General features: G+C 68.4%; 27 protein-coding genes. 9 read left to right on the top strand and 18 right to left on the bottom strand.

Annotated features, from left to right (window positions below; genetic code table 11):
• Positions 1–23 precede the first annotated feature (23 nt).
• The 3 genes from HWX55_RS09890 to HWX55_RS09880 all read right to left on the bottom strand — a co-directional run bounded on the left by HWX55_RS09890 (position 24) and on the right by HWX55_RS09880 (position 2637).
• Positions 24–926 carry a zf-HC2 domain-containing protein gene (locus HWX55_RS09890; protein ID WP_175975468.1) on the bottom strand — a complete coding sequence of 301 codons (903 nt, stop codon included), beginning with the start codon at positions 924–926 and terminating at the stop codon, positions 24–26.
• Complete coding sequence (locus tag HWX55_RS09885) at positions 916–1557, bottom strand: RNA polymerase sigma factor (protein ID WP_175975467.1); 642 nt, start codon at positions 1555–1557, stop codon at positions 916–918. The genes HWX55_RS09890 and HWX55_RS09885 overlap by 11 nt, the downstream gene beginning before the upstream one ends.
• Positions 1558–1725: 168 nt before the next feature.
• Complete coding sequence (locus tag HWX55_RS09880) at positions 1726–2637, bottom strand: LysR family transcriptional regulator (protein ID WP_175975466.1); 912 nt, start codon at positions 2635–2637, stop codon at positions 1726–1728.
• Positions 2638–2808: 171 nt separating this feature from the next.
• On the opposite strand from HWX55_RS09880, the gene gcl reads away from it, so the two are divergent.
• The 4 genes from gcl (at position 2809) to lysM (ending at position 7299) form a co-directional block, all read left to right on the top strand.
• Positions 2809–4584 (top strand): glyoxylate carboligase, encoded by a 1776-nt coding sequence (gene gcl / locus HWX55_RS09875; RefSeq protein ID WP_050013244.1) that lies wholly within the window; start codon positions 2809–2811, stop codon positions 4582–4584.
• A gap of 43 nt (positions 4585–4627) precedes the next feature.
• The gene (gene hyi / locus HWX55_RS09870; RefSeq protein WP_175975465.1) at positions 4628–5437 is read left to right on the top strand and encodes a hydroxypyruvate isomerase; all 810 of its coding nucleotides are present in this window, start codon (positions 4628–4630) and stop codon (positions 5435–5437) included.
• A 39-nt stretch (positions 5438–5476) separates the two neighbouring features.
• Entirely contained in the window at positions 5477–6370 is an 894-nt protein-coding gene (locus HWX55_RS09865; protein WP_175975464.1) for a 2-hydroxy-3-oxopropionate reductase, read from the top strand.
• A gap of 458 nt (positions 6371–6828) precedes the next feature.
• Positions 6829–7299 carry a peptidoglycan-binding protein LysM gene (gene lysM, locus HWX55_RS09860; RefSeq protein WP_050013247.1) on the top strand — a complete coding sequence of 157 codons (471 nt, stop codon included), beginning with the start codon at positions 6829–6831 and terminating at the stop codon, positions 7297–7299.
• Between the two features lie 93 nt (positions 7300–7392).
• On the opposite strand, the gene HWX55_RS09855 is transcribed toward lysM, so the two are convergent.
• On the bottom strand, positions 7393–8415 hold the full coding sequence (locus HWX55_RS09855; RefSeq protein WP_175975463.1) for an asparaginase: 1023 nt from the start codon (positions 8413–8415) through the stop codon (positions 7393–7395).
• 269 nt (positions 8416–8684) lie between these two features.
• Here HWX55_RS09855 and HWX55_RS09850 point away from each other — a divergent pair, with 269 nt between their 5' ends.
• From HWX55_RS09850 to HWX55_RS09840, 3 genes are all read left to right on the top strand, one after another.
• Positions 8685–8975, top strand: a complete 291-nt coding sequence (locus HWX55_RS09850) for a PsiF family protein (RefSeq protein ID WP_011549641.1) — start codon at positions 8685–8687, stop codon at positions 8973–8975.
• Between the two features lie 258 nt (positions 8976–9233).
• The gene (locus HWX55_RS09845) at positions 9234–9683 is read left to right on the top strand and encodes a membrane protein (protein ID WP_012328676.1); all 450 of its coding nucleotides are present in this window, start codon (positions 9234–9236) and stop codon (positions 9681–9683) included.
• Positions 9684–9942: 259 nt separating this feature from the next.
• Positions 9943–10530 carry a YSC84-related protein gene (locus HWX55_RS09840; protein ID WP_050013250.1) on the top strand — a complete coding sequence of 196 codons (588 nt, stop codon included), beginning with the start codon at positions 9943–9945 and terminating at the stop codon, positions 10528–10530.
• A gap of 123 nt (positions 10531–10653) precedes the next feature.
• Here HWX55_RS09840 and HWX55_RS09835 read toward each other — a convergent pair whose 3' ends face one another.
• From HWX55_RS09835 to mltG, 9 genes are all read right to left on the bottom strand, one after another.
• On the bottom strand, positions 10654–11718 hold the full coding sequence (locus tag HWX55_RS09835) for a glycosyltransferase family 4 protein (RefSeq protein ID WP_069617849.1): 1065 nt from the start codon (positions 11716–11718) through the stop codon (positions 10654–10656).
• A gap of 279 nt (positions 11719–11997) precedes the next feature.
• Positions 11998–13173, bottom strand: a complete 1176-nt coding sequence (locus tag HWX55_RS09830) for an AAA family ATPase (RefSeq protein WP_175975462.1) — start codon at positions 13171–13173, stop codon at positions 11998–12000.
• Between the two features lie 35 nt (positions 13174–13208).
• A complete protein-coding gene (locus HWX55_RS09825; protein ID WP_175975461.1) occupies positions 13209–14381 on the bottom strand; it encodes a mechanosensitive ion channel domain-containing protein in 1173 nt (390 codons plus the stop codon).
• 89 nt (positions 14382–14470) lie between these two features.
• Positions 14471–14827, bottom strand: coding sequence for a Rap1a/Tai family immunity protein (locus tag HWX55_RS09820; RefSeq protein WP_006485939.1), 357 nt, complete (start codon positions 14825–14827; stop codon positions 14471–14473).
• A 123-nt stretch (positions 14828–14950) separates the two neighbouring features.
• Positions 14951–15661 (bottom strand): ankyrin repeat domain-containing protein, encoded by a 711-nt coding sequence (locus HWX55_RS09815; protein ID WP_175975460.1) that lies wholly within the window; start codon positions 15659–15661, stop codon positions 14951–14953.
• A 43-nt stretch (positions 15662–15704) separates the two neighbouring features.
• The gene (locus tag HWX55_RS09810) at positions 15705–16484 is read right to left on the bottom strand and encodes a TatD family hydrolase (RefSeq protein WP_175975459.1); all 780 of its coding nucleotides are present in this window, start codon (positions 16482–16484) and stop codon (positions 15705–15707) included.
• A 141-nt stretch (positions 16485–16625) separates the two neighbouring features.
• The gene (locus HWX55_RS09805) at positions 16626–17654 is read right to left on the bottom strand and encodes a DNA polymerase III subunit delta' (protein ID WP_175975458.1); all 1029 of its coding nucleotides are present in this window, start codon (positions 17652–17654) and stop codon (positions 16626–16628) included.
• Positions 17655–17672: 18 nt separating this feature from the next.
• Positions 17673–18293, bottom strand: coding sequence for a dTMP kinase (gene tmk, locus HWX55_RS09800; RefSeq protein WP_050013257.1), 621 nt, complete (start codon positions 18291–18293; stop codon positions 17673–17675).
• The gene (mltG, locus tag HWX55_RS09795) at positions 18293–19312 is read right to left on the bottom strand and encodes an endolytic transglycosylase MltG (protein WP_124652569.1); all 1020 of its coding nucleotides are present in this window, start codon (positions 19310–19312) and stop codon (positions 18293–18295) included. The genes tmk and mltG overlap by 1 nt, the downstream gene beginning before the upstream one ends.
• Before the next feature lie 77 nt (positions 19313–19389).
• On the opposite strand from mltG, the gene HWX55_RS09790 reads away from it, so the two are divergent.
• Together HWX55_RS09790 and HWX55_RS09785 are read left to right on the top strand one after the other, a co-directional pair.
• Positions 19390–20424 (top strand): folate-binding protein YgfZ, encoded by a 1035-nt coding sequence (locus HWX55_RS09790; protein WP_175975457.1) that lies wholly within the window; start codon positions 19390–19392, stop codon positions 20422–20424.
• Positions 20425–20501: 77 nt separating this feature from the next.
• Positions 20502–21347, top strand: a complete 846-nt coding sequence (locus HWX55_RS09785) for an NRDE family protein (protein ID WP_175975456.1) — start codon at positions 20502–20504, stop codon at positions 21345–21347.
• A 16-nt stretch (positions 21348–21363) separates the two neighbouring features.
• Here HWX55_RS09785 and HWX55_RS09780 read toward each other — a convergent pair whose 3' ends face one another.
• From HWX55_RS09780 to HWX55_RS35940, 5 genes are all read right to left on the bottom strand, one after another.
• Positions 21364–21810 carry a GNAT family N-acetyltransferase gene (locus tag HWX55_RS09780; RefSeq protein WP_175975455.1) on the bottom strand — a complete coding sequence of 149 codons (447 nt, stop codon included), beginning with the start codon at positions 21808–21810 and terminating at the stop codon, positions 21364–21366.
• Positions 21811–21851: 41 nt separating this feature from the next.
• Positions 21852–22811 carry an alpha/beta hydrolase gene (locus HWX55_RS09775; protein WP_175975454.1) on the bottom strand — a complete coding sequence of 320 codons (960 nt, stop codon included), beginning with the start codon at positions 22809–22811 and terminating at the stop codon, positions 21852–21854.
• Positions 22812–22974: 163 nt separating this feature from the next.
• Complete coding sequence (locus HWX55_RS09770) at positions 22975–23454, bottom strand: PaaI family thioesterase (RefSeq protein WP_126361949.1); 480 nt, start codon at positions 23452–23454, stop codon at positions 22975–22977.
• Positions 23451–23765 carry a Dabb family protein gene (locus HWX55_RS09765; RefSeq protein ID WP_012328683.1) on the bottom strand — a complete coding sequence of 105 codons (315 nt, stop codon included), beginning with the start codon at positions 23763–23765 and terminating at the stop codon, positions 23451–23453. Before HWX55_RS09765 ends, HWX55_RS09770 begins: the two co-directional genes overlap by 4 nt.
• Positions 23766–23904: 139 nt before the next feature.
• Positions 23905–24149 (bottom strand): hypothetical protein (locus tag HWX55_RS35940; protein WP_208458709.1); only part of this gene is annotated, 245 nt, incomplete at its 5' end.

Genomic DNA, 24149 nt, shown 5'->3' with positions numbered 1-24149 from the left:
TGCGCCCCCCCATAACGGCATGGTCATTCGCCGTGCGCGCCGGCCAGCCGCGCGTCGAGCGCCGTCCGGAACGCCGCGAGCGCCGACGGCTCGGCGTCGGTCACCGCCCACCACGTCATGCCGGCCGCGTTCCAGCGGTCCAGCGCATAGCCCTGCGACACGGTCGCGTACGGGGCAGCCGGCCGTTCGCCGGCCGGCTGCACGTAGACGTCGATCACGTGCTGCCGGTGGCGGTAGACGAGCACCGCGACGCGACGCCGCCCGACGTAGTCGAGCCGGCCGCCGACCAGCGCGAAACCGTCCGTGGCGAGATCCTCGACCGGCGGCGCGTAGTCGAGCCGGCCGTTGAACCACGGCTTGACCGTGTGCTGGTCGGTCGAGATCACGTCGATGTCTCGCGCCGACAGGTCGGCCCGCACGTGGCTCGCGACCAGTTCGTCGACCGTGCGGTCGGTGTCCGCGTGGCGGGCGGACCATGTGATGCCGCCCGCCGCCGCGACCGCCATCAGCAGCGCGACGCCCCAGCCGAGGCCTGGCCACGCGGCCACGCGCGGCCCGGCGCCTGTACCAGCCGACCCGGCCCCTGCCGACCCGCCCCGCCCGGTCAGCCAGGCGAACCAGTCGCGTCCGCGCGGCCGCCGGGGCGGCGCTGACTGCCGTTCAGGCCGCGGCACGGCCCGCGACGGCTCACGGGCCGGCGCGTCGGCCGCGGCCGGCAGGCTCGCGAGGATACTCGCCCGCAGCGCGTCCGGCGCACGGTGATAATCGGCCTGCCGCACCGCCTGCACCAGCGTGACGATCCGTGCGCGTTCGCGGCGGCACGCGTCGCACCCTTCGACATGCTGCTGGACCCGCAACGCATCGGGCGCCGACAGCTCGCGGTCGACGTCCGCGTCCAGCAACGCTCGCGCTTCGTTACAGTCCATCGATCGCCTCCGATGCGGTTCCGCCCGCCGGCGCACGGCCCGGCCGGCCTTCGGTCGCCGGCGCCTGTGCCTCGCCCAGCAGCGCGGCAAGCTTGCGCCGGCCGCGCGCGAGCCGCGACATCACCGTGCCGACCGGCACGTCCGCGATCGCCGCGATCTCGCGGTAGCTCAGGTCCTCCATCTCGCGCAACACGAGCACCTCGCGGTATTCGGGCGGCAGCTTCGCGAGCGCCGCGTTCACGAGCCGCACGTTCTCGCCGCGCAGCAGGTGCGCGAGCGGGTCCTCCGTCGCCGGCTGCCAGTCGTCGGGCACGTCGGCGTCGTCGAGCGTGTCGGGCAGCGCGACCTCATGCGCCTGCGTGCGCCGCCGCCACTCGGTGTACCAGGTGTGGCGCACGATCGTCAGCAGCCACGGCCGCGCGTTGTCGCCGCGACACGAGTCGACGAAGCGCAGCGCGCGCATGCACGCGTCCTGCACGACGTCGTCCGCGTCGCCGGCGCTGCCGCTCAGCCAGCGCGCGAGGTTGTACGCGGCGTCGAGATGCGGCAGCACGAGCGCGCGAAACCGCTCGCCGCGCGCGAGCGCATCGTCCGCCGCCCGTTCATCGACCGCCTGTCCGGCTTGCCCCACATGGCCTCCCTGGTCCCGGCGGCCGACGCCGCGCCCGTTCCGCGCACGGCGCCCGGACAGACCGGCAACGTGCGCGCTCGATGACCTTACCGCTGCTGCGTCGAGTTTATTCCCGCGCCGCGCGCATGAAGCGTAAAAAATCGGCGGACGGCCGGGCAGCCCGCCCCGTTACGGCGTGGTGCTCCAGTAACCGGGGCGCGCATACGCTTCGCGCAGGTAGTCGATGAAATAGCGCACGCGCGCCGGCACGTAGCGCTGCTGCGGGTAGACCGCGAGGATGTCGTAGTCGGGCAGCGCGTACTCGTCGAGCACGGTCTCGAGTTCGCCCGTTTCGAGCTGCGCGGCGATTTCCCACGTCGAGCGCCAGCCGAGCCCGAGCCCTTCGGCCACCCAGCGATGCAGCAGCTCGCCGTCGTTGCAGTCGAGATTGCCGGTCACGCGCATCGTCGCGATCTTGCCGTGGCGCTGGAAATACCAGCCGCGGTTCTGCCCGCCCTGCAGGTTGAACGCCAGGCAGTTGTGCTTGAGCAGGTCGTCGAGCGACTTCGGGCGGCCGTGCTTGCGGAAATACTCCGGCGTGCCGCACACCACGCGCCGGTTCGACGCGAGCTTCACCGCGACGAAGTTCGGATCGACCGCGCCGCCGATCCGGATCGACAGGTCATAGCCCTCGCGCACGAGATCGACGACGCGGTCGGTCAGGTTGAACGACAGCTGCATTTCCGGCTTGTCGGCGAGAAAACCCGGCGCGTGCGGCGCGACGTGCTTGCGGCCGAACGCGGCCGGCGCCGACACGATCAGGTGCCCGCTGACCGCGCGCCGCCCGGCGGCCAGCTCGTTCTCGGCCTGATCCCATTCGGACAGCAGCCCACGGCAGCGCTCGAGGAACGCGGCGCCCTCCTCGCTGACCACCAGCCGCCGCGTCGAGCGGTACATCAGCTTCACGCCGAGGCGCTTCTCCAGCGCGTCGATCCGCCGCCCGAGCACCACCGGCGACACGCCCTCCTCGAGCGCGGCCGCCGCGAGGCTGCCCGCGTCCGCGACCCGCACGAACGTCTCGATCTGCTTGAAACGATCCATCTGCTGTCTCCGTGCCGGCTCCGACACCGGCGGGAAGCCCCGTCCGGCCGTCATTCCATACTTTTAGTTTCGAAATAAGCGACTTCGGCTGATCTTATCAAACCTTTCCTGCATCCCTAAAGTGTCCTCAACAGACCGATTCGCAAGATCCAACTATCCAAGGAGACATTCATGGCCAAGATGAGAGCCGTCGACGCAGCCGTACTCGTGCTCGAGAAGGAAGGCATCCAGACCGCGTTCGGCGTGCCGGGCGCAGCGATCAACCCGTTCTACTCGGCCATGCGCAAGTCGGGCGGCATCAGCCACGTGCTGGCGCGCCACGTCGAAGGCGCATCGCACATGGCCGAAGGCTTCACGCGGGCGGCGCCGGGCAACATCGGCGTGTGCATCGGCACATCGGGCCCCGCCGGCACCGACATGATCACCGGCCTCTACTCCGCGTCCGCCGACTCGATTCCGATCCTCGCGATCACCGGCCAGGCGCCGCGCGCGCGTCTCTACAAGGAAGATTTCCAGGCCGTCGACATCGAGTCGATCGCGAAGCCGGTCACGAAGTGGGCGGTCACCGTGCGCGAACCGGCGCTCGTGCCGCGCGTGTTCCAGCAGGCATTCCACCTGATGCGCTCGGGCCGTCCGGGCCCGGTGCTGGTCGACCTGCCGATCGACGTGCAGCTCGCCGAAATCGAATTCGACATCGACACGTACGAACCGCTGCCGGTCTACAAGCCCGCGGCCACCCGCGCGCAGATCGAGAAGGCGCTCGCGATGCTCAACGACGCGGACAAGCCGCTGATCGTGTCGGGCGGCGGCGTGCTGAACGCGGCGGCCGAAGACCTGCTCGTGCAGTTCGCGGAAACAATCGGCGTGCCGGTGATCCCGACGCTGATGTCGTGGGGCGCGATTGCCGACGACCACCCGCTGATGGCCGGCATGGTCGGGCTGCAGACGTCGCACCGCTACGGCAACGCGACGCTGCTCGCGTCCGACTTCGTGCTCGGCATCGGCAACCGCTGGGCGAACCGCCACACGGGCAGCGTCGAGGTCTACACGAAGGGCCGCAAGTTCGTGCACGTCGACATCGAGCCGACGCAGATCGGCCGCGTGTTCGGCCCGGATCTCGGCATCGTGTCCGACGCGAAGGCCGCCCTCGAGCTGTTCGTCGCGGTCGCGCAGGAATGGAAGGCCGCCGGCAAGCTGAAGGATCGCAGCGCGTGGGTCGCCGACTGCCAGGCACGCAAGCGCACGCTGCAGCGCAAGACGCACTTCGACAACGTGCCGGTCAAGCCGCAGCGCGTGTACGAAGAGATGAACAAGGTGTTCGGCCGCGATACCTGCTACGTCAGCACGATCGGCCTGTCGCAGATCGCCGCCGCGCAGTTCCTGCACGTGTTCAAGGCGCGCAACTGGATCAACTGCGGCCAGGCCGGCCCGCTCGGCTGGACGATCCCCGCCGCGCTCGGCGTGCGTGCGGCCGACCCGAGCCGCCCGATCGTCGCGCTGTCCGGCGACTACGACTTCCAGTTCATGATCGAGGAGCTCGCCGCCGGTGCGCAATTCAAGCTGCCGTACGTGCACGTCGTCGTGAACAACTCGTACCTCGGGCTGATCCGCCAGGCGCAGCGCGCGTTCGACATGGACTACTGCGTGCAGCTCGCGTTCGACAACGTGAACGCGCCGGAACTGAACGGGTATGGCGTCGACCACGTGGCCGTCGCGGAAGGCCTCGGCTGCAAGGCGCTGCGTGTGTTCAAGCCGGAAGAGATCGAGCCGGCGCTGCGCCAGGCGCAAACGCTCGCGGAAGAGTTCAGCGTGCCGGTGGTCGTCGAGGTGATCCTCGAACGCGTGACGAACATCTCGATGGGCACCGAAATCGACGCGATCAACGAATTCGAGGATCTCGCCGATAAGGCCGAGCACGCACCGACCGCGATCTCGATGCTCGACTGAACCGCACGACATTTTTGACCGACCGACCGAAGAGGCTTAGCTCATGCCGAAGTTTGCTGCAAACCTGACCATGCTGTTCAACGAAGTGCCGTTCCTCGACCGCTTCAAGGCGGCCGCGGACGCAGGCTTCGACGCCGTCGAGTTCCTGTTCCCGTACCCGTACGCGAAAGAGGCACTCGCCGAGCGGCTCGAGTCGCACCGCCTGCGCCTCCTGCTGCACAATCTGCCCGCCGGCAACTGGGATCAGGGCGAGCGCGGCATCGCGTGCCTGCCCGATCGCGTCGGCGAGTTCCAGGAAGGGGTCGGCCGCGCGATCGACTACGCGAAGGCGCTGAAGGTGCCGCAGGTGAACTGCCTGGTCGGCATTCCGTCGGCGAGCACCGCGCGCGACAAGACGTTCGTGACGATCGTCGACAACCTGCGCTTCGCGGCCGATGCGCTCGAGCGCGAAGGCATCCGCCTGCTCGTCGAGCCGTGCAACCGCTTCGACATTCCGGGCTTCGCGCTGAACCGCTCGTCCGAAGGGCTCGACGTGATCCGCGCGGTCGGCTCGGACAACCTGTTCCTGCAGTACGACATCTATCACATGCAACGCATGGAAGGCGAACTGGCCGCGACGATCGAACGCAACCTCGCATCGATCGGGCACGTCCAGCTCGCGGACAACCCGGGCCGCAACGAGCCGGGCACCGGCGAAATCAACTATGCGTTCCTGTTCGCGCTGCTCGACAGGCTCGGCTATGCCGGCTACGTCGGCTGCGAATACAAGCCCCGCACCACCACGACGGAAGGGCTCGGCTGGCTGCAAAGCGTGGCCGGCTGCGCACCGGCCTCGGCGCGTCGCGCCGCCTGAGTCGCGCCCTTCCCGTTTTCAGCCCCATAGGAGACTTTCATGGCAACCATCGGTTTCATCGGCCTCGGCATCATGGGCGCGCACATGGCGCGCAACCTGCTCAAAGGCGATCATCAGCTCGTCGTGAACGGCGCGTTCCCGATCCCGGACGATCTGCGCGGCAGCGCGAAGGTCGTCGCGAACTCGACCGAAGTCGCGCAGCACGCGGACATCATCATCGCGATGGTACCGGACACGCCCGACGTGCGTAACGTGCTGTTCGCCGACGACGGCGTCGCGAAGGGCCTGACGGCCGGCAAGCTCGTGATCGACATGAGCTCGATCTCGCCGCTCGACACGCAGGCATTCGCGAAGCAGATCAATGCGCTCGGCTGCGACTACCTCGACGCGCCGGTGTCCGGCGGCGAAGTCGGCGCACGCGAAGCGACGCTGACGATCATGGTCGGCGGGCCGGAAAAGGCGTTCGAGCGCGCGAAGCCGCTGTTCGAGAAGATGGGCAAGAACATCACGCTCGTCGGCGACAACGGCGCGGGTCAGACCTGCAAGGTCGCGAACCAGATCATCGTCGCGCTGAATATCGAAGCGGTCGGCGAAGCGCTGCTGTTCGCCGCGCGCTCGGGCGCCGATCCGGAGCGCGTGCGGCAAGCGCTGATGGGCGGCTTCGCCGCGTCGCGCATCCTCGAAGTGCACGGCGCGAGGATGACCAAGCGCACGTTCGATCCGGGCTTCCGCATCGAGCTGCACCAGAAGGACCTGAACCTCGCGCTCGACGGCGCACGCAAGCTCAGCCTCGCGCTGCCGCACACCGCGAGCGCGCAGCAGCTGTTCAGCGTATGCGCGTCGCACGGCGGCAAGGCGTGGGATCACTCGGCGCTCGTGCGCGCGCTCGAGATCATGTCGAACTTCGAGATCGGCCAGACGCCGGCCGCGTAACGCGGATGCAGCAACGCGCGTTTCGCTGCAATGGTGAAACGCGTATCACGAACACACGCGATCCGGTTACGGCCGGTCGCATCGATGCGCGACGCACGCGCATTACGGTGGGGCGCCCCGCCCGCATCGCTGAAAAGCATGCGGGACGGGGCGAAAAACGCCGCTCTGGGCTGAGAGCGGCGTGGTGGGGTCCGCAGCGGCACCCGGCGGCGCCGGGGAAGCCTTGGTCGGTCAGACGTCGTCGTCGGGTGTCCGCCTGTCGGATTTCGCGTATTACATTTCTTTACGTTCGAGCGTGCGATTTTTCATGCATTCGTCGCGATGAACGCCTACACTTTCGCCACGCCTTTCGAGAAAACCGCCGCGCCTGCGCGCCCCTTCCGGGCCCGCACCCAGCGCGGTGTTTTTTTCGCCACTTCACGGCGCGTTTTCTTTTCAACCACCTAAGGAGTGCAACGATGGGTCTTCTTTCGTTTATCAAGGAGGCGGGTGAAAAACTGCTGGGTCACGCCGATGCACAGGCAGCGGAAGATCCGAATGCCGCGAACCAGACCGCGGCCGATGCGATCAAGAATTACATCAACTCGCAAGGTCTCGACACGTCGAACCTGACCGTCGCGTTCGATGGCGCGTCGCGCACCGTCACGCTGTCGGGCAGCGTCGCCGATCTCGACACGAAGGCGAAGGTCAAGGTCGCGGCCGGCAACGTGCAGGGTGTCGCGGGCGTCAACGACGACGATCTGCAGCCAGACGATCCGGAAGTGCGGTACCACGACGTGAAGCCGGGCGACACGCTGTCGGCGATCGCCAAGGAAGTGTACGGCGACGCGAACAAGTATCCGGCGATCTTCGAGGCGAACAAGCCGATGCTGTCGAGCCCGGACCGGATCTACCCGGGCCAGAAGCTCGTGATTCCGCCGCAGTCCTGAGCATTCGCGCAGCACTGACGTAAAAATGGCAGGCTATTCATTGGCCTGCCATTTTTTATGCTTTCTACGCGCCGCCCGAGCGGCGGCCATCGGTCACAGCGTGTCGAATACGCGTTGGAGTGCGTCGCGATCGTGAATGCCGTTCGCGAGCGCGAGCATCAGCAGCACGCGCGCCTTGAACGGGTGCAGCGAGCCCGCGCTCACGAAACCGAGCGCATCGTCGCTCGCGGCGCCGTTACGCATCACGTGCCCCGAACCGACGCGCGACGCACGGACCACGGCCACGCCCGCGCTCACCGCATCGGCGAGCGCCGTCTGCAGCGTCGCATGGATCGACCCGTTACCGGTGCCCGCGACGACGAGGCCGCGCACGCCGGCCGCGACGAGCGCGTCGACGGCCGTCCGCGTCACACCCGCATAGCTCGCGACGACTTCGACCGGCGGCCAGGTCGCGGCGATCGCCAGTTGCGCGTCGCGCGTGCGCGTGACCCGGCGGGCGAATTCGACGCGGCCGTCCTGCACCCAGCCAAGCGCACCGAGCTCCGGCGACTGGAACGCATCGACCGCGTACGTGCTCGTCTTCACGACGTCGCGCGCGCCGTGGATCCGGTTGTTGAACGCGACCAGCACGCCCTGCCCGCGCGCGGCCGGATGGGCAGCCACGGTCACCGCGTTCAACAGGTTCAACGGGCCGTCGGACGATAGCGCGGTGGCCGGCCGCATCGCGGCCGTCAGCACGACCGGCTTGTCGCCCCGGACGACCAGATGCAGCGCGTACGCGGTTTCCTCGAGCGTATCGGTGCCGTGGGTGATCACGATGCCGTCGATGGCCGGATCGGCCATCAGCGCGTCGATCCGCGCGGCAAGCGTGTTCCATAGCGGCAGCGCGAGATCCTTGCTGTCGATGCTGGCGACCTGCTCGGCGTCGATGCGTGCGACCGACGCGAGCGCCGGCACGGCATCGACCAGAAAATTGACGCCGAGCGCGCCGGCCTGATAGCCGGCCGTGCTGGCCGCGTCGGGCGCGGCGCCGGCGATGGTGCCGCCGGTGGCGAGTACGGCGATGCGCGGCAGCGCCGCCGCGGACGAAGGGGATGCGGTGTTCGGTGTATTCATGGCCGCGATTGTAATGGCTCGCGCCCGGCATCCGGTAGGTCCGGCGCGAACGCGCGCTGCGCGCCCCGTGTCATGGTTTGTCCCGATCGCCGGCGCGTGCGCGCCGTCAACGGCCATGCCCCCCACCGCGTTATAGAAATGCCGTTTTGGTGTTTTCACATTGATTTGCCATAATCGGAGCGCGCGGCGCGATGCGACCCTGTTCACGTCGCGCCGGGCTTCGTGACGGCGTCGATATAAAACGCAATTCACCCCATGGGAGTGTCGAAATGAAAATCCAATCGCTCGTAGCCGCAGTGCTTCTCGGCGGCATGCTGGCTTCCCCCGCATTCGCGGCGAACAGCCAGCAGGACAAGATGAAGGCCTGTAACACGCAGGCAGCCGGCAAGACGGGCGATGAACGCAAGGCGTTCATGAAGGACTGCCTGTCGGCGAAGCCCGCGAAGGCGATGACGCAGCAGGAAAAGATGAAGGCGTGCAACACGCAGGCCACCGGCAAGAAGGGCGACGATCGCAAGGCGTTCATGAAGAGCTGCCTGAGCAACCAGCCGGCCGCCTGAGTTCCGGCGCTCCCGTCTCGAATGCCGCGCCCCGCTTCGGCGGGCGCGGCATTTTTGTTTTCGTTGCACGCGCATCGACGCACGTATTCCAGCGTTTCCCGCCCCGTTTTTGCGACCCGCCGCCCCGGCCCCGCCACATGGTGCGGCAATTCGCCGCGTTTTCTTCTATGATGGCTGCAACGCGGCCCACCCAAGACCAAGAAGCGCCATCGGGCCGCCCTCGAGACAGACGCGCACGCGCGTCAAACGGAGGCTTGGATGGCATGGAGACAACACCGCTGGTTCCGCCGCTGGTTGATCGTGATCGTGTTCTGGGCGGTGCCCGTCGCGATCATCGCCGTGCGCGAGATCCGCGAGGAAATGGCGTACAACAAGGCGGACCTGCAACTCGCGCTGACCACCTGGCAGCTCACCGACGCGCAACAGGCCGCCGGCGCCGCCGCGAAGTGCCACGGGGATCCTGACGAAGCGCGCGCGGCCGGCTGCCCGGCCGACGTGCTCGCCGCCAACGCGCCGCGCCAGCAGGCGGCCCGCGACGAATACGTGGTGCGCCGCAATACGCTCGCCGGTTACCTGTGGCATGCGTTCGTCGGCTACTGGGTCGTCCCGGCGGCGTTCCTGTTCGCATGCGGCGTCGTGATCGCGCTGATCCGCCGTGCGCTGCGCCGCCCGCCGATCAAGCCGCCCGTTCCGCCCGTCACGCACTGACACCGACGCACATCGACGCACACCGCAAGCGCCGCCGCTCTCCGCTCGCCCCTCGCGTTCGCCGCACGCCGGCAACGCGCGGGCCACGCGTCGCGCGTCGGCGTCGTTTCGTCCGTTGGCGCGCCGCGACATCCCCGCGCGATTTGACGCTTTTTCACACGGCAACGAAAAGAGGCCGTAATCCGCTGTGATATAACTGCCGACGTGATCCGCTCCTTGAGCGAGACTCACTCCGAACGTCATCCGATGGAGAACAACGATGCAAAAACGGACTCTTGTGCTCAAAGCCGCCGCCGCGCTCATCGTCGGTAGCCTCGCGCTCACCGGTTGCACCACCACCCCGGACAAGCCGGACAACGCCGCGACCAACGCGTCGAAGCGTCAGTCGATCGACGCGAGCGTCGACGCCACGCTGTCGCGCATGTACTCCACCGTCAAGGGTTCGCGCGAGCTCGTCGCGAAATCGCGCGGCGTGCTGGTCTTCCCCGAAGTGCTCCAGGCCGGCTTCATCGTCGGCGCCCAGTCCGGCAACGGCGCGCTGCGCGTGGGCGGCAGCACCGTCGGCTACTACAACACGTCGTCGCTGTCGGTCGGCCTGCAGGCGGGCGCGCAGTCGAAGGCGGTCGTGTTCCTGTTCATGACGCAGCAGGCGCTCGACGAATTCCGCAACTCGGACGGCTGGGCAGCCGGCGCCGGCGCATCGGTCGCACTCGTGAAGATGGGCGCGAACGGTGCGGTCGACTCCAACACGGCCACGGCGCCGATCCAGGTCGTCGTGCTGACCAACGCGGGCCTGATGGGCGACGTGTCGATCAACGGCACGAAGGTCACGAAGCTCAAGATCTGACGTCGACGCACTGCCCGCGCGCATTGCGCGCGGGGCATGCGCAAACGGCGATGTCCTTGCGGGCATCGCCGTTTTTTTATCCGCCGGCGCCACGCGCCAGGTCGGACAGGTTGCTCAGGCCGATCAGGTCGTCGAATCGATCACCTTGAAGCGCGAGCGCTTCTGCGCGCGGATCACCGACTGGTACACGTCAACGTACTGCTGCGCCATCCGGCGCGACGTGAAGCGCTCCTCGAAGCGCTGCCGCACGCGCGCACGCGGCAGCAGATGCAGCCGGTTCACGGCGGCCACCGCGCTGATTTCATCCTCGACGATGAAACCCGATACGCCCTCGTCCACCACTTCGGGCACCGCGCCGCGGTTGAACGCGATCACCGGCGTGCCGCACGACATCGCCTCGATCATCACCAGGCCGAACGGCTCCGGCCAGTCGATCGGAAACAGCAGCGCATGCGCGCCCGACAGGAATTCGGCCTTCTCGTGATCGGCGATCTCGCCGATGTATTCGACGTGCGGCAACGCGAAGAGCGGCTTGATCTCGCGGTCGAAGTATTCCTGGTCGGCCGTGTCGATCTTCGCGGCGATCCGGATCGGCAGCCCGCACTGGCGGGCAATGCGGATCGCGGTGTCGACGCGTTTTTCCGGCGAGATGCGGCCGAGGAACGCGAGATAGCGCGGCTCGACCGGCTGCGGCATGTACAGCGTATCGGGTAGCCCGTGATAGACGGTCGTCAGCCATTTCGCCTGCGGCAACGGCTGGCGCTGCGAATTGGAAATCGAGATCACCGGCGCCGTGTTGAACGTGTCGAACACCGGTTGCTGCTCGGGCAGGTCGAGCCGGCCGTGCAGCGTCGTCACGTAAGGCGTTTCCTGCCGGTTGAAGACCGAGAACGAGTAGTAGTCCATGTGGAAATGGAGCACGTCGAAATCCTTCGCGCGGCGCGCGACCGTCTCCATCAACAGCATGTGCGGCGCGACGCGATCGCGGATCGACGAATCGAGCCGCAGCGCGCGCGGCCACACGGGCTCGAGTTTCGCCCGCGTCGTCGAATCGCCGCTCGCGAACAGCGTCACGTCGTGGCCGAGCTCGACGAGCGCCTCGGTGATGTAGGACACGACGCGCTCCGTGCCGCCGTACAGCTTCGGCGGCACGGATTCGGTCAGCGGGGCGATCTGGGCAATTCTCATGGTCCACGTCTCCTGTGTCCTGTCCGTTGCGGCGCGGCCGGCCCGGCCGCGCTCGCGCGCCGTCCCTCCCTGCCGCGCCGGCCGGCGTGGCGCCGGCCGGATATCTCATTATTATTCGCGATCCCGACGAGCGGGACCGCAGGTCTTGCATTTTTTGGGGGTTGTTACAGACCGGATACATTCGACCGAGCGGGCCCGGCCGCCTCGCGTCGGGCCCCGGTCGGGCCGATCCGGCGCCACCGGGGCGCCGCTCGCGCCCCCAAGCACGCGAGCGGGCTGTCAACGCGACGGCCACTTCCACGCCGGCAGGTCGCGCGAATCGGCATCGACGAGCGCGGTCGCGCCGAGCTGCTTGTCGAGCACCAGCGATTCGCAGCCGGCCTCGCGCTCGAGCGTCGCGATGAGCCGCGCCGCGTGCGACACGACCAGCACCTGCGAGTGCCGGGCCGCCTGCGCGATCAGGCGGCCGAGCGCGGGCAGCAGATCGGGATGCAGGCTCGTCTCCGGTTCGTTCAGTACCATCAACGCGGGCGGCCGCGGCGTCAGCAGCGCGGCCGCGAGCAGCAGGTAGCGCAGCGTGCCGTCGGACAGCTCGGCCGCCGCCAGCGGCCGCAGCAGCCCCGGCTGGCGCATCAGCACGTCGAAGCGGCCGCGGCCGCCCGGATTGTCGATCTCGACCGACGCGCCGGGAAACGCGTCGTCGATCGCCGCGTCGAGCGCCGCCGCGTCGCCGATTTCGCGAATCGTCTGCAGCGCGGCGGCCAGGTCGGCCCCGTCGTCCGCGAGCACCGGCGTATGGGTGCCGATGTGCGACTGGCGCGCCGGCGCCTGCGCATCGGTCCGGAAATGGTCGTAGAAGCGCCACGAGCGGATCCGTTCGCGCATCGCGATCATCTCGGGCGCGCCGGTCGGATCGGCGAACTCGGTCATCATGCTGTCGAAGCTCGCGACCGGCTGCGGAATCGTCCGCCAGTCGCCCGATGCGGTGCGCGCACGGATCTGCGCGCCCTGCCGGTCGACCAGCAGCGTGGACGGGCGCGGCACCGCGCCGCCCCAGATGCATTCGCGCTTGACCACCGGATCGAGCGCGAACTGCGAGCGGCTCGGCAGCGGCAGGCCGAGATCGATCGAATAGCCGAAATCGTCGCACGCGAAGCCGAGCTTCAGGCTCACCGGGCCATTGCGCACGGTGCCCGTCACCGGCACGTCGCCCGCCAGCATCGCGCGCGAAAAGCGCTCGGGGCCGGCCCACAGCGTCGACGGCAAGCCGCCTTCGCGCGCGAGCGACGGGATCACGCGGCCCTGTGCGGTATCGGCGAGCAGCCGCAGCGCGCGGTACACGCTCGACTTGCCGCTGCCGTTCGGTCCCGTGACGACGTTGAGCGCCGCGAGCGGCACGATCAGCTCGCGCAGCGAGCGGTAATTGGCGATGGCGAGCGTCTTCAGCGCGGTCATGGGAATGGGAGCGGGAATGGCAGGCCGGGCCGCGTTCAGCGGCCGTCGACAGCCTGCGGATCGGCTGCGGTGTTGGCCGCGGTACTGGCGGCAGGCGACCGCGCATGCGGCCGTTCGGGATTCGGCGCGGCCGGCGCCGATTCGTGCGGATACAGCTCCATCCGGCTGCGCGGCAGGCATTGCGGATAGCGGTTCTGCAGATAGGCGATCAGCCCTTCGCGCACGCGGCAGCGCAGATCCCAGCACGACGACGAATCGGCCGCGCTGACGAGCGCGCGCAACTGCATCGTGCGTTCCGTCGCGTCGGTCACCTGCAGCACCTGCACGCGGCCGTCCCACTCGGGCGCGGCATGGACGAGCCGCGCGAGTTCCTCGCGCAGCGGCGCGAGCGGCGTGCGGTAGTCGACCGACAGATAGACGGTGCCGATGATCTCCGCGCTGCTGCGCGTCCAGTTCGTGAACGGGTTCTCGATGATCCACTGCAGCGGCACGACGAGACGCCGCTGGTCCCACAGCCGCACCGACACGAACGAGCCGGTGATTTCCTCGATGCGCCCCCACTCGCCCTGGATCACGACCACGTCGTCGAGCCGGATCGGCTGCGTGAGCGCGATCTGCAACCCGGCGATCAGGTTGCCGAGCACCGGCCGCGCGGCGATACCGGCGACCAGCCCGGCCACACCGGCCGATGCCAGCAGGCTCGCGCCGACCTGCCGTACGTTGGGGAACGTCATCAGCGCGGCGCCGGTGCCGATGATCACGATCAGCACCATCACCGTCCGCACGAGCACCTTGGCCTGCGTATGGACGCGCCGGGCCTGGAGGTTGTCGGCCGTGTCGATCGGATGAGCCTGGATGATCGCGTCCCCGACGCCGGCCGCGAGCCGCACCAGCAGCCACGTGAGCGACACGATCGAGCCGACCGCGGCCGCGGCGCGCATGCCGCGCACGAACGATATGCCGTCGTCGGCCTGGACCCACAGCAATTCGAGCGCCAGCAGCGCCAGCACGACGAGCGACGGCTTGTCGATGTAGCGCAGGATCGCGCTCATCAGCGGATACGGCTGCGCGATGCGCTTCACGATGCGTGCGCCGAGGCGGTGCACGACCGTGACGACCAGTATGACGATGACCGACACGAACACCGTGCCGAGCCACGAATGCAACGGCGCATCGGCGATGCGCTGCAGTTCCTCGATTGAAATCATCGGCGCCCTCGAGTGATGAAGCGCACAGGCTTCGTCCTGGATGCGTCGGCGACGTCCGGGCCACGCACGCGCCCGGACACGGCGTCAGATCAGTTGCCGCTCCTGCAGGGAAACGCCTTGCCGAGACCGAGCGACACCGCGGTGCTCGCGTTGTAGTCGGCCAGCTTCGGATTTTCCGCGATGTACTTGCGTACCGCGTCCGTCATCTGTTGCGCCCGGATGTCGGGCGGCAGGCAGAAGTACTGGCCGACACGCGGCCCCGTGGTGCCGCCGATCGCATCGATCGTGTTGTAGACGCCGTCGGCGGCGCCTTCGATATAGGCCGCGCACGACGCCCGCGACTTGACGTCCGTCTTCGCGCACAGCCGGTCGAGATCCGCGCCCGTGAAAGCCGCCGCCGACAACGGCACGGCAAACGCCGCGGCACAAAACATTGCGCGCAACATGGTGTTCCTTCTTATGTCAATGCGGCCGGAGACCGCCTGCTGCCTGGGCCGGTGCGGCGCCGGACGCCCTGCTCCGGCCGGAAAGCCGGCCGGGGCGGACACGCGCCGCCGCACCAAAAACCGTTATTTTGCACTCTTTTGAGCATCTGCCGGCGTCGCCGCACCGATACGCGTCGTTCGCTTGCTCAGGATCTCGATCGCGTCCGGCGCGTTGTAGTGCTTCGCGAACTCGAGCGCGGTGATGCCGAGCTGGTTCTTCACCTGCGGATCGGCACCCTGGTCGAGCAGCAGCGTGACCGTCGACGCATGGTTGCCGCGCGCGGCCATCATCAGCGGCGTCGTGCCGTTCGGCGATGCGGTGTCGATGTACGCGTCGTGGTCGAGCAGCACCTTGACGACCGCGTCCTGGCCGTTGGTCGCCGCGTAGTGCAGCGGCGCCCAGCCCTTCTTGCTCACTTCCGCGCCCTTGTCGATCAGCAGCTTGACGAGATTGAGGTCGCCGTTCAACGACGCGAGCATCAGCGCGTTTTCGCCGGCCTTGTCTTCCTTCTCGAGATCGACGTTCGGCGTCGCGGCGATCGCCGCCGCGACCTTGTCGGACTTCTCGCGTGCGGCGATCACGAGGATCGGGTCGCCGTTCGACGCGATCGTGTTCGGGTCGAGCTTGCCGCTCTTGAGTTGCTTGCCGATATCGGCGATGTCGTCGAACTTGACGGCCTTGACGATCGCGTCGAGCGACTCGGCATGCGCGCCGGCGGCGGCGAACAGGCCGCTCGCGACAAATGCGGCGGCAACGAGTGCGCGTTTGGGCAGATGGTTGGTCGGCTTCGTCATTGTTGTGGGCTCCTTCCCTGGGTTGTCGGCTGCGCGCCCGTCGTTAGCGGGCGATCTTGAACAGCCGGAAAAAGTTCTGCGTCGTCGCATCGGCGAGCGCCTCGACGGCGATCCCGCGCTCGGATGCGATAAAGCGTCCGACATGGCTGACGTACGCAGGTTCATTCGGCTTGCCGCGATACGGCACCGGCGCGAGGTACGGCGAGTCGGTCTCGATCAGCAGCCGGTCGAGCGGCACGCGCCGCGCGACGTCCTGCACGTCGGTCGCGTTCTTGAATGTGACGATGCCCGACAGCGAGATGTGGAAGTTCTGCGCGAGCGCCTGCTCGGCGACCGGCCACGGCTCGGTGAAGCAGTGCATCACGCCGCCCGGCACCTCCGCGCGCTCCTCGGCCATGATCCGCAGCGTGTCTTCCGACGACGAACGCGTGTGGATGATCAGCGGCTTCATCGTCGCGGTCGCCGCGCGGATGTGCGTGCGGAAGCGTTCGCGCTGCCATTCCATGTCGGCGATCGAGCGGCCTTCGAGACGGTAGTAGTCGAGGCCGGTTTCGCCGATCGCGACGACCTTCGGATGCGCGGCCAGCTCGATGAGCTCCGCGAGCGTCGGCTCGCGCATGTCCTCGTGATCGGGATGCACGCCGACCGACGCGTACACGTTGTCGTGCGCTTCGGCGATCGCGAGCACGTCGGGCAGCGTCTCGAGATCGACCGACACGCACAGCGCGTGCGTGACGTCGTGCTCGCGCATGTTCTCGAGAACGGCCGGCAGGCGGTCGGCCAGGCCCTTGAAATTGATGTGGCAGTGAGAGTCGACGAACATCGTGTTTCCTGAATACGTGAGACGGGCGCTCATGCGCCCGCCGGCATGCGGCACCGGGCGACGTAGGCGGGCCGGCCGGCCACGGTCGCGCCGCCGCGTGATCCGTTCATCGTTTCGCAACGCATCGGAAACAATGCCGGATCAACCAAATATTTCCCGATATCCGAGAAACAATTCCTCGAATACGAGCCGCGCGTTGAGCGGATGGTTCTCGACCGTCCGCTGCCGTGTCACGGCCTTCATGAAGCGCGCGAATGCGTTCGCATCGACCGCTTCGGCGCAGCGCGCCAGGGCGGCCGTGTGCGTCGGGAAGTAGCGCGGCGCGCCGGCCATCCGCTGCGCGAGCAGATCGTACAGCCAGCGCTGCAGCCAGCCGAGCACCAGCGGCACCGGCAGCTTCTGCAGCGCCTCGCCGCACGCGAACGGATCGCAGCCCGCGCCGGCGGCCAGTTGCCCCAGCGTGTAATCGCGCAGCGGGCGGTTCTCGTCGCTCGCGAGCGCCAGCGCGGCGAGTGGCGCGCCGCCGGCCTCGGCGAGCAGCGCGCTGGCGTGGTCGACGCCCTGCGCCGCGAGCCACGCGGCGGCGGCCTCCGGCGCCGGCACGGTCATCGGCCACTGCCGGCAGCGGCTGATGATCGTCGGCAACAGCCGGTCGATGCGCGCCGACACGAGCAGGAACACGACGCCCGGCGGCGGCTCCTCCAGCGTTTTCAGCAGCGCGTTCGACGCGGCGACATTGAGCGCCTCGGCCGGATACAGCACGACGACGCGCGCGCCGCCGCGATGCGAGCCGACTCCGCAGAAGTCGAGCAGCGCACGCACCTGCTCGATCTTGATTTCCTTGCTCGGCGCCCGCGTCTTCTTGCCGCCTTCGTCCGCGTCGGCCGGCTTCGCGTCGTCGGCCGCGCCCGGCGCCTCGCCCGCCAGCGCCTCGGGCAGCACGATCCGGTAGTCCGGATGGTTGCCCTGCGAGAACCAGTTGCAGGCCGCGCAGGCGCCGCACGGCTCGCCGTTCGGCTGCGGCGATTCGCACAGGAAGCCCTGCGCGAGATGCTGCGCGAACTGCAGCTTGCCGATCCCGGCCTGACCGTGCAGCAGCAGCGCATGCGGCCATTGCGCGCGCAGTTGCTGCAGGCGGTTCCAGTCGTCGGTTTGCCACGGATAGATCATGGGTGCGTTCCTTGCGGGTTACAGCGCGGCGAGCACGCGTTCGAGCTGCTGGCGGATCTCCGGGATCGATCGCGTCGCGTCGACGATCGCGAAGCGGTGCGGCGCCTCTTCCGCGCGCCGCAGGTATTCGGCGCGCGTGCGGGCAAAGAACGCGTCGGACTCGCTTTCGAACTTGTCGGGCATGCGCGCGGCGCCGCGACGCTCGCTCGCGACCTGCGGCGCGACGTCGAACAGCACCGTGAGGTCGGGCTGGAAGCCGCCCTGCACCCAGCGCTCGAGCGTCTCGAGCTTGTCGCGCGGCAGCCCGCGGCCGCCGCCCTGGTACGCGAACGTCGCGTCGGTGAAGCGATCCGACACGACCCAGTCGCCGCGCGCGAGCGCCGGCTCGATTACGAGCGCGAGGTGCTCGCGACGCGCGGCGAACATCAGCAGCGCTTCCGTCTCGAGATCCATCGGCTGGTTCAGCAGGATCTCGCGCAGTTTCTCGCCGAGCTGCGTGCCGCCCGGCTCGCGGGTCACGACGACCTGTCGGCCGGCCGCGGCCAGGCGGCCCTGGAGGCGTTCGCAGAACCATTGCAGGTGGGTGGTCTTCCCCGCCCCGTCGATGCCTTCGAACGTGATGAATTTACCGCTCGCCATTATTGACCTCGTATGTATTTATCCACGGCCTTGTTGTGGTCGCCGAGCGTGTCCGAGAACACGCTCGTGCCGTCGCCCTTCGCGACGAAATAGAGCGCGCTCGTCGGCGCCGGATTGATCGCCGCCTGCAGCGCGGCGACACCCGGCAACGCGATCGGCGTGGGCGGCAGCCCGCGTCGGGTGTAGGTATTGTAGGGAGTGTCGGCCTGCAGGTCGCGCTTGCGCAGACGGCCGTCGTACGCGTCGCCGAGCCCGTAGATCACCGACGGATCGGTCTGCAGCGGCATGCCGATGCGCAGCCGGTTCGCGAACACGGCCGCGACGAACGCGCGATCGGCCGCGTGGCCGGTCTCCTTCTCGACGATCGACGCGATCGTCAGCATTTCGTAAGGCGTCTTGTACGGCAGCCCCGGCGTGCGTGCGGCCCATGCCTCGTCGATGCGCGTCTGCATCAGGTGGTACGCGCGCCGGTAGATGTTCAGGTCGCTCGTGCCCTTGTCGAACAGGTAGGTATCGGGGAAGAACAGCCCCTCGCCGCTGCCGCGCTGCACCGCGCCGTCCGATGCGCCGATCGCGCGCAGCAGCTCGGCATCGCTCATGCCGGCCGTCGCGTGCGCCAGATCCGGGTTCGCGTCGAGCTCCGCGCGCATCCGCTTGAAGGTCCAGCCCTCGATGACCGTCGCGACGTACTCGTTCACGTCGCCCCGCGCGATCTTCTGCAGCACGTCGTAAGGCGTGATGCCGGTCTTGAATTCGTAGTTGCCCGATTTGAGCCGGCTCGACAGCCCGAGCACGCGCGTCATCGCGACGAACGCGAACGGCTCGACCGGCACGCCGCCGTGCTTGAGCTGCAGCGCGACGCTCTTCACGCTGCTGCGCGGCTTGATCGTGACGTCGAGCGATGCCGAGCCCAGCAACAGCGGCCGGGTCGCCCAGTAATACCCGCCGCCCGCGCCGGCAGCGGCCACAACGACGGCCAGCGCCACGATCGTCGCGGCGCATTTCTTCAGTAGGGACATGGAAACGTGACTCAGGTAAGACCCATATAATACTTGCTCGCCTCCGTCAAAGTCAGGGTTGACTGTTCCCTCATTCCATGAGCACACCGTTCGCTTCACCGGCTGCCCAGGCCGCATCTGCCTCGCTCCCCGTTTTCCCCCGCCCGTCCGCCGCCGATTTCGATGCGCCGGGCGCCTGCATGCCGCTGCCGCAGTTCGGCGTGATCGACGTGGCCGGCGACGACGCCGCGACGTTCCTGCACAGCCAGCTCACCAACGACATCGAGCATCTCGATGCCGGCAGCGCGCGGCTGTCCGGGTATTGCTCGCCGAAGGGCCGGCTGCTCGCGTCGTTCCTCACGTGGCGCGCCGGCCACGACGTGCGCCTGCTCGTGTCGAAGGACGTACAGCCGGCCGTGCAGAAGCGGCTGTCGATGTTCGTGCTGCGCGCGAAGGCGAAGCTGACCGACGCCAGCGACACGCTCGCGGTGGCCGGCTTCGCGGGCGACGTGCGCGACGCGCTGTCGGGCATCTTCGATGCGCTGCCCGACGGCGTGCACGTGAAGGTCGACGGCCCGGCCGGCGCGCTGATCCGCGTGCCCGATGCGGCCGGCCGCAAGCGCTATCTGTGGATCGGCCCGCGCGCCGAGGTCGACGCGCGCCTCGCGGCGCTCGCCGGCACGCTGCCCGTCGTGTCGCCCGCCGTGTGGGACTGGCTCGACGTGCGCGCGGGCGAGCCGCGCATCACGCAGCCGGCCGTCGAACAGTTCGTGCCGCAAATGGTCAACTTCGACGTGATCGGTGCCGTTAACTTCAGGAAAGGGTGCTACCCGGGCCAGGAAGTGGTGGCGCGCAGCCAGTACCGCGGCACGATCAAGCGCCGCACCGCGCTCGCGCACGTCGCCGGCGAGACCGATACCGTGCATGCCGGCGTCGAGCTGTTCCACAGCGACGACCCGGGCCAGCCGTGCGGGATGATCGTCAACGCGGCGGCCGCGCCGGCGGGCGGCGTCGACGCGCTCGTCGAGATCAAGCTCGCCGCGCTCGACAGCGGCACGGTGCACCTCGGCTCGGCCGACGGCCCGGCGCTCGCGTTCGACGCGCTGCCGTACGCGTGGCCGACCGAAGCGTGATGCACTGACAACCCGTTCGCGCGCCGGCTCGCGAGTCGCAGCCGGCTGCGCGACGTTTCCTGCGAGAGATTCGCCCGATGTGTCTGATTGCCTTCGACTGGCAGCCCGATGCCGCCGCCGGTCCCGTCTTTACCCTCGTCGCCAATCGCGACGAGTTCTTTCGCCGGACCAGCGCGCCGCTCTCGTGGTGGGAGGACGTGCCGGGCGTGCTGGCCGGCCGCGATCTCGAAGCGGGCGGCACGTGGCTCGGCGTGTCGCGCGACGGCCGCTTCGCGGCGCTGACCAACTACCGCGCGCCGTTCGACATCCGCGCGGGCGCGCCGACCCGCGGCAAGCTGGTCTCCGACTTTCTCGGCGGCTCGCCTGTCGCGCCGCTCGACTATCTCGCGCAGCTGGCCGAGCATGCGGCCGTGTACAACGGCTTCAACCTGCTCGTCGGCGACTGGCGCCGGCGCGAGCTCGCGTGGTTCTGCAACCGTGCGCCCGAAGGCGAAAGCCGTGTCGCCGCGCCCGTCGCGATCGCGCCGGGCGTGCATGCGCTGTCGAATGCGCGGCTCGATACGCCCTGGCCGAAAGTGGTGCGCAAGCGCGCGGAGCTCGGCACGTTGCTCACCGACAACCCGACGCCGTCGCTCGACGAACTGATCGCGCTGATGCGCGACCCGCACGTCGCGGACGACGACGCACTGCCGCACACGGGCATTCCGATCGAGCGCGAGCGCGCGCTGTCGGCCGCGTTCATCGAAACGCCCGAATACGGCACGCGCGGCACGACCGCGCTGCGCGTCACGATGAAGGAAGGCGTGCGGCTGACGGTCGAGGTGAAGGAGCGCAGCGACGACGACGGCTCGCACCGCACCGTCCGCCCCGGCGCGTTCGAACGCGCGGTTACGTTCGATATCGACGCGGCGCGGCCGCGCTGAGCGCACACGCGGCGCGCTACGGCGCGCGCGCCATCTCGACGTGCGGCACGCCGGCTTCGACGAACGGCTCGCCGACCGCCGCGAAGCCGTGCCGCAGATAGAACGACACCGCCGAATCCTGCGCGTACAGCCGCACGACGGCTTCGCCGCGGCGCCGCGCGGCGTCCAGCAGCGCATTCAGCACGGCCGACCCGACACCCTGCCCGCGCATGTCGGCCAGTACCGCGACACGGCCGATCGTGCCGGACGGCAGCAGCCGCCCCGTCGCGACCGCACGGCGCAGCCCGGTCGCCGCGTCGGTCCGGTACGCGACCGCATGCAGCGACAGCGGATCGTCGTCGTCGAGTTCCCATTCCGGCGGAATCTGCTGCTCGCGCACGAACACCGCGTCGCGAATCCGCGCGGCGTCGCCGCCCAGCACCGCCCAGTCGCCCGTTTCCACCCCGCCCACGCCGTTCGTCATCGCCATCCTCCCGCGGCGCGCGCGCCTTCCGGCGCTCGCCGTCAAACCTCGTCGAATGCAGCCTTCAGCGCCGCGACCGCATCGGCATGCGCGGCCCGCACCTCCGGCACGTAGCCGCCCATCTTGAAGAATTCGTGGATCATCCCCGGATAGCAGACCAGCGTGACCGCGTTGCCGGCCGCACGCAACTTGTCCGCGTACGCGGCGCCCTCGTCGCTCAGCGGATCGTATTCGGCCGTCGCGATCCACGCCGGCGCGACGCCCGCGAACGACGGCGCATCGCGCGTGCCGTCGAGCGGCGCGAAACGCCAGTCGTCGCGATCCGCGCGATCGCGCACGTATTGCGTGAAGAACCACTGGATCGTGTCCTGCGTCAGCAGGTGGCCGCTGGCGAGCCGCGCGTGCGATTCGGTGTCCTGGTCACGCGTCACGCCCGGATAGATCAGCAGCTGCAGCGCAAGACGAATGCCCGCGTCGCGCGCGAGCACCGCGCAGACCGTCGCGAGCGTCCCGCCCGCGCTGTCGCCGCCGACCGCCAGCCGCGCGGCGTCGACGCCGAACGCGGCGGCCTCGCGATGCAGCCATTGCAGCGCGTCGTCCGCGTCGTTCACCGCGGTCGGAAATTTGTGTTCGGGCGCGAGCCGGTAGCCGACCGACAGCACCGCGCATTGCGCATCGCGCGCGAACATCCGGCACAGCGCATCGTGCGTGTCGACGCTGCCGACCGTGAAGCCGCCGCCGTGGTAGTACACGAGCGCGGGCAGCGGCTCCGCCAGACTCGGCGCGACCGGCAGATACAGCCGCGCGCCGATCGTGCGGCCGTCGCGCGTCGGCACCACGCATTCCTCCACCGAATGCATCGGGGCCGGCGCGACGTCGAGGATCGGCGCGCTCTTCTCGTACGCGGCGCGCGCCTGCTGCGGCGTCTGATGGTGATACGACGGACGTTTCGCGCGCTCGATCATGTCGAGCACCTGGGCGATCTTCGGATTCAGCGGCATCGGAGTGGACGGCGCGGCGTGGCGCCGTGAACGGACAAGCGTGACATGATGCCACGTGGGGGGCCGGACAGCCGCGGCGCGCCGCGCCGTGTGCCGGCATTCCATGCTGCCAGACGAAACGGCCCTGCCGCATCGAAGAGACAGGGCCGCGCGTGGCGAATGCTTACGCGTCGCTCGGGCCGGGATGGGCGTCAGGCGCGGTGCGCGAGCGTTGCCGCTTGATGTCGCGACCGACCGCGAGCCGCCGCATGTACTTGAACGTACCGAGCGCCTTCGCGACGAAATTGCCGTCGCTGTCGCGCACTTCGCCTTCGCAGTAGGCCATCGTCGTCGAGCGGTGCATCACGCGCCCGTAAGCGCGCAGCTCGCCGCGGCCCGGCTGCATGAAATTCACCTTCATCTCGACCGTGACGACGCCGATGCCGTCGTCGGTCAGGCTGCGCGCCGCCATCGCGAGCGCGATATCGGCGAGCGTCATCGTCACGCCGCCGTGCGCGATGCTCCACGTGTTCATGTGGCGCTCCTCGAGCGGCAACACGATCTCGCTCGCACCATCCTTCGCGGACACGAGCTGCACGCCGAGCAGATCGACGAACGGGCTTTCGATCGACGGGCCTTCCGTCGGGGTTGCCGCGTCGCTCATCGTGCGACGTCGACGATGTAGTCGACGCACTCGCGCGATTCGGCCACCGCGACGACGAACTTTTTCACTTCCTGGTGAACCGGATGCACCTGGTACGCGTCGAGCGCCGCCTTGTCGGTGAAATCGGAGACGAGCACGATGTCGGCGGTCGCGTCGAGGCCAGGCGTCGCGAGGCCGACGTCGATCTGCAGGGTGCCGGGCACGAGGTCGCGGCAGCCTTCGAGTTTTTCCTTCAGCTTCAGCGCGTTCTGTGCGCGCGTCGCGCCTTCGGCGGATTCCTTCAACTTCCACATGACGATATGCCTAATCACTTCGTTCGCTCCTGTTCGTGTTGGTTCGGCAATCTGCCCAAAGCCCTTACTAGTTGGGCATTCTACGCCCTTCCACTGTTCGCTCGCGTTCGCCGAAAATCGTGTCCAGCCGAGAAAAAAGGGGGTATAAAAGGGGGTATCATTTCGAGCTTCCAGAGACGATACCCCCTTTTTCACCGTGCCACTTACCGACATCAAGATCCGACAAGCGAAGGCAGGCAACAAGCCTACCAAACTTACCGACGGCAATGGACTGTATTGTTGATTTGCACGGAATCCTGACCCACCCTACGCAGTAATTTGCATCGAATATTGACCCACGTAGAACACTGACCTGCTCGGCAACGGGCAGGGGAACGGAGTGATCGACGTGGCTATATTGAG

Source organism: Burkholderia sp. BCC1047 (assembly GCF_902833155.1).
Taxonomy (GTDB): domain Bacteria; phylum Pseudomonadota; class Gammaproteobacteria; order Burkholderiales; family Burkholderiaceae; genus Burkholderia; species Burkholderia sola.
The sequence above is the reverse complement of the archived record's forward strand: the minus strand, read 5'-3'. Positions and strand labels throughout refer to the sequence as shown.

What these genes read in the sequence shown, in the direction of transcription:
- HWX55_RS09890 (WP_175975468.1), bottom strand. Translation starts at nt 926, where the DNA reads ATGGACTGTAACGAAGCGCGAGCGTTGCTGGACGCGGACGTCGACCGC.
- HWX55_RS09880 (WP_175975466.1), bottom strand. Translation starts at nt 2,637, where the DNA reads ATGGATCGTTTCAAGCAGATCGAGACGTTCGTGCGGGTCGCGGACGCG.
- gcl (WP_050013244.1), top strand. Translation starts at nt 2,809, where the DNA reads ATGGCCAAGATGAGAGCCGTCGACGCAGCCGTACTCGTGCTCGAGAAG.
- hyi (WP_175975465.1), top strand. Translation starts at nt 4,628, where the DNA reads ATGCCGAAGTTTGCTGCAAACCTGACCATGCTGTTCAACGAAGTGCCG.
- HWX55_RS09865 (WP_175975464.1), top strand. Translation starts at nt 5,477, where the DNA reads ATGGCAACCATCGGTTTCATCGGCCTCGGCATCATGGGCGCGCACATG.
- lysM (WP_050013247.1), top strand. Translation starts at nt 6,829, where the DNA reads ATGGGTCTTCTTTCGTTTATCAAGGAGGCGGGTGAAAAACTGCTGGGT.
- HWX55_RS09855 (WP_175975463.1), bottom strand. Translation starts at nt 8,415, where the DNA reads ATGAATACACCGAACACCGCATCCCCTTCGTCCGCGGCGGCGCTGCCG.
- HWX55_RS09850 (WP_011549641.1), top strand. Translation starts at nt 8,685, where the DNA reads ATGAAAATCCAATCGCTCGTAGCCGCAGTGCTTCTCGGCGGCATGCTG.
- HWX55_RS09845 (WP_012328676.1), top strand. Translation starts at nt 9,234, where the DNA reads ATGGCATGGAGACAACACCGCTGGTTCCGCCGCTGGTTGATCGTGATC.
- HWX55_RS09840 (WP_050013250.1), top strand. Translation starts at nt 9,943, where the DNA reads ATGCAAAAACGGACTCTTGTGCTCAAAGCCGCCGCCGCGCTCATCGTC.
- HWX55_RS09835 (WP_069617849.1), bottom strand. Translation starts at nt 11,718, where the DNA reads ATGAGAATTGCCCAGATCGCCCCGCTGACCGAATCCGTGCCGCCGAAG.
- HWX55_RS09830 (WP_175975462.1), bottom strand. Translation starts at nt 13,173, where the DNA reads ATGACCGCGCTGAAGACGCTCGCCATCGCCAATTACCGCTCGCTGCGC.
- HWX55_RS09825 (WP_175975461.1), bottom strand. Translation starts at nt 14,381, where the DNA reads ATGATTTCAATCGAGGAACTGCAGCGCATCGCCGATGCGCCGTTGCAT.
- HWX55_RS09820 (WP_006485939.1), bottom strand. Translation starts at nt 14,827, where the DNA reads ATGTTGCGCGCAATGTTTTGTGCCGCGGCGTTTGCCGTGCCGTTGTCG.
- HWX55_RS09815 (WP_175975460.1), bottom strand. Translation starts at nt 15,661, where the DNA reads ATGACGAAGCCGACCAACCATCTGCCCAAACGCGCACTCGTTGCCGCC.
- HWX55_RS09810 (WP_175975459.1), bottom strand. Translation starts at nt 16,484, where the DNA reads ATGTTCGTCGACTCTCACTGCCACATCAATTTCAAGGGCCTGGCCGAC.
- HWX55_RS09805 (WP_175975458.1), bottom strand. Translation starts at nt 17,654, where the DNA reads ATGATCTATCCGTGGCAAACCGACGACTGGAACCGCCTGCAGCAACTG.
- tmk (WP_050013257.1), bottom strand. Translation starts at nt 18,293, where the DNA reads ATGGCGAGCGGTAAATTCATCACGTTCGAAGGCATCGACGGGGCGGGG.
- mltG (WP_124652569.1), bottom strand. Translation starts at nt 19,312, where the DNA reads ATGTCCCTACTGAAGAAATGCGCCGCGACGATCGTGGCGCTGGCCGTC.
- HWX55_RS09790 (WP_175975457.1), top strand. Translation starts at nt 19,390, where the DNA reads ATGAGCACACCGTTCGCTTCACCGGCTGCCCAGGCCGCATCTGCCTCG.
- HWX55_RS09785 (WP_175975456.1), top strand. Translation starts at nt 20,502, where the DNA reads ATGTGTCTGATTGCCTTCGACTGGCAGCCCGATGCCGCCGCCGGTCCC.
- HWX55_RS09780 (WP_175975455.1), bottom strand. Translation starts at nt 21,810, where the DNA reads ATGACGAACGGCGTGGGCGGGGTGGAAACGGGCGACTGGGCGGTGCTG.
- HWX55_RS09775 (WP_175975454.1), bottom strand. Translation starts at nt 22,811, where the DNA reads ATGCCGCTGAATCCGAAGATCGCCCAGGTGCTCGACATGATCGAGCGC.
- HWX55_RS09770 (WP_126361949.1), bottom strand. Translation starts at nt 23,454, where the DNA reads ATGAGCGACGCGGCAACCCCGACGGAAGGCCCGTCGATCGAAAGCCCG.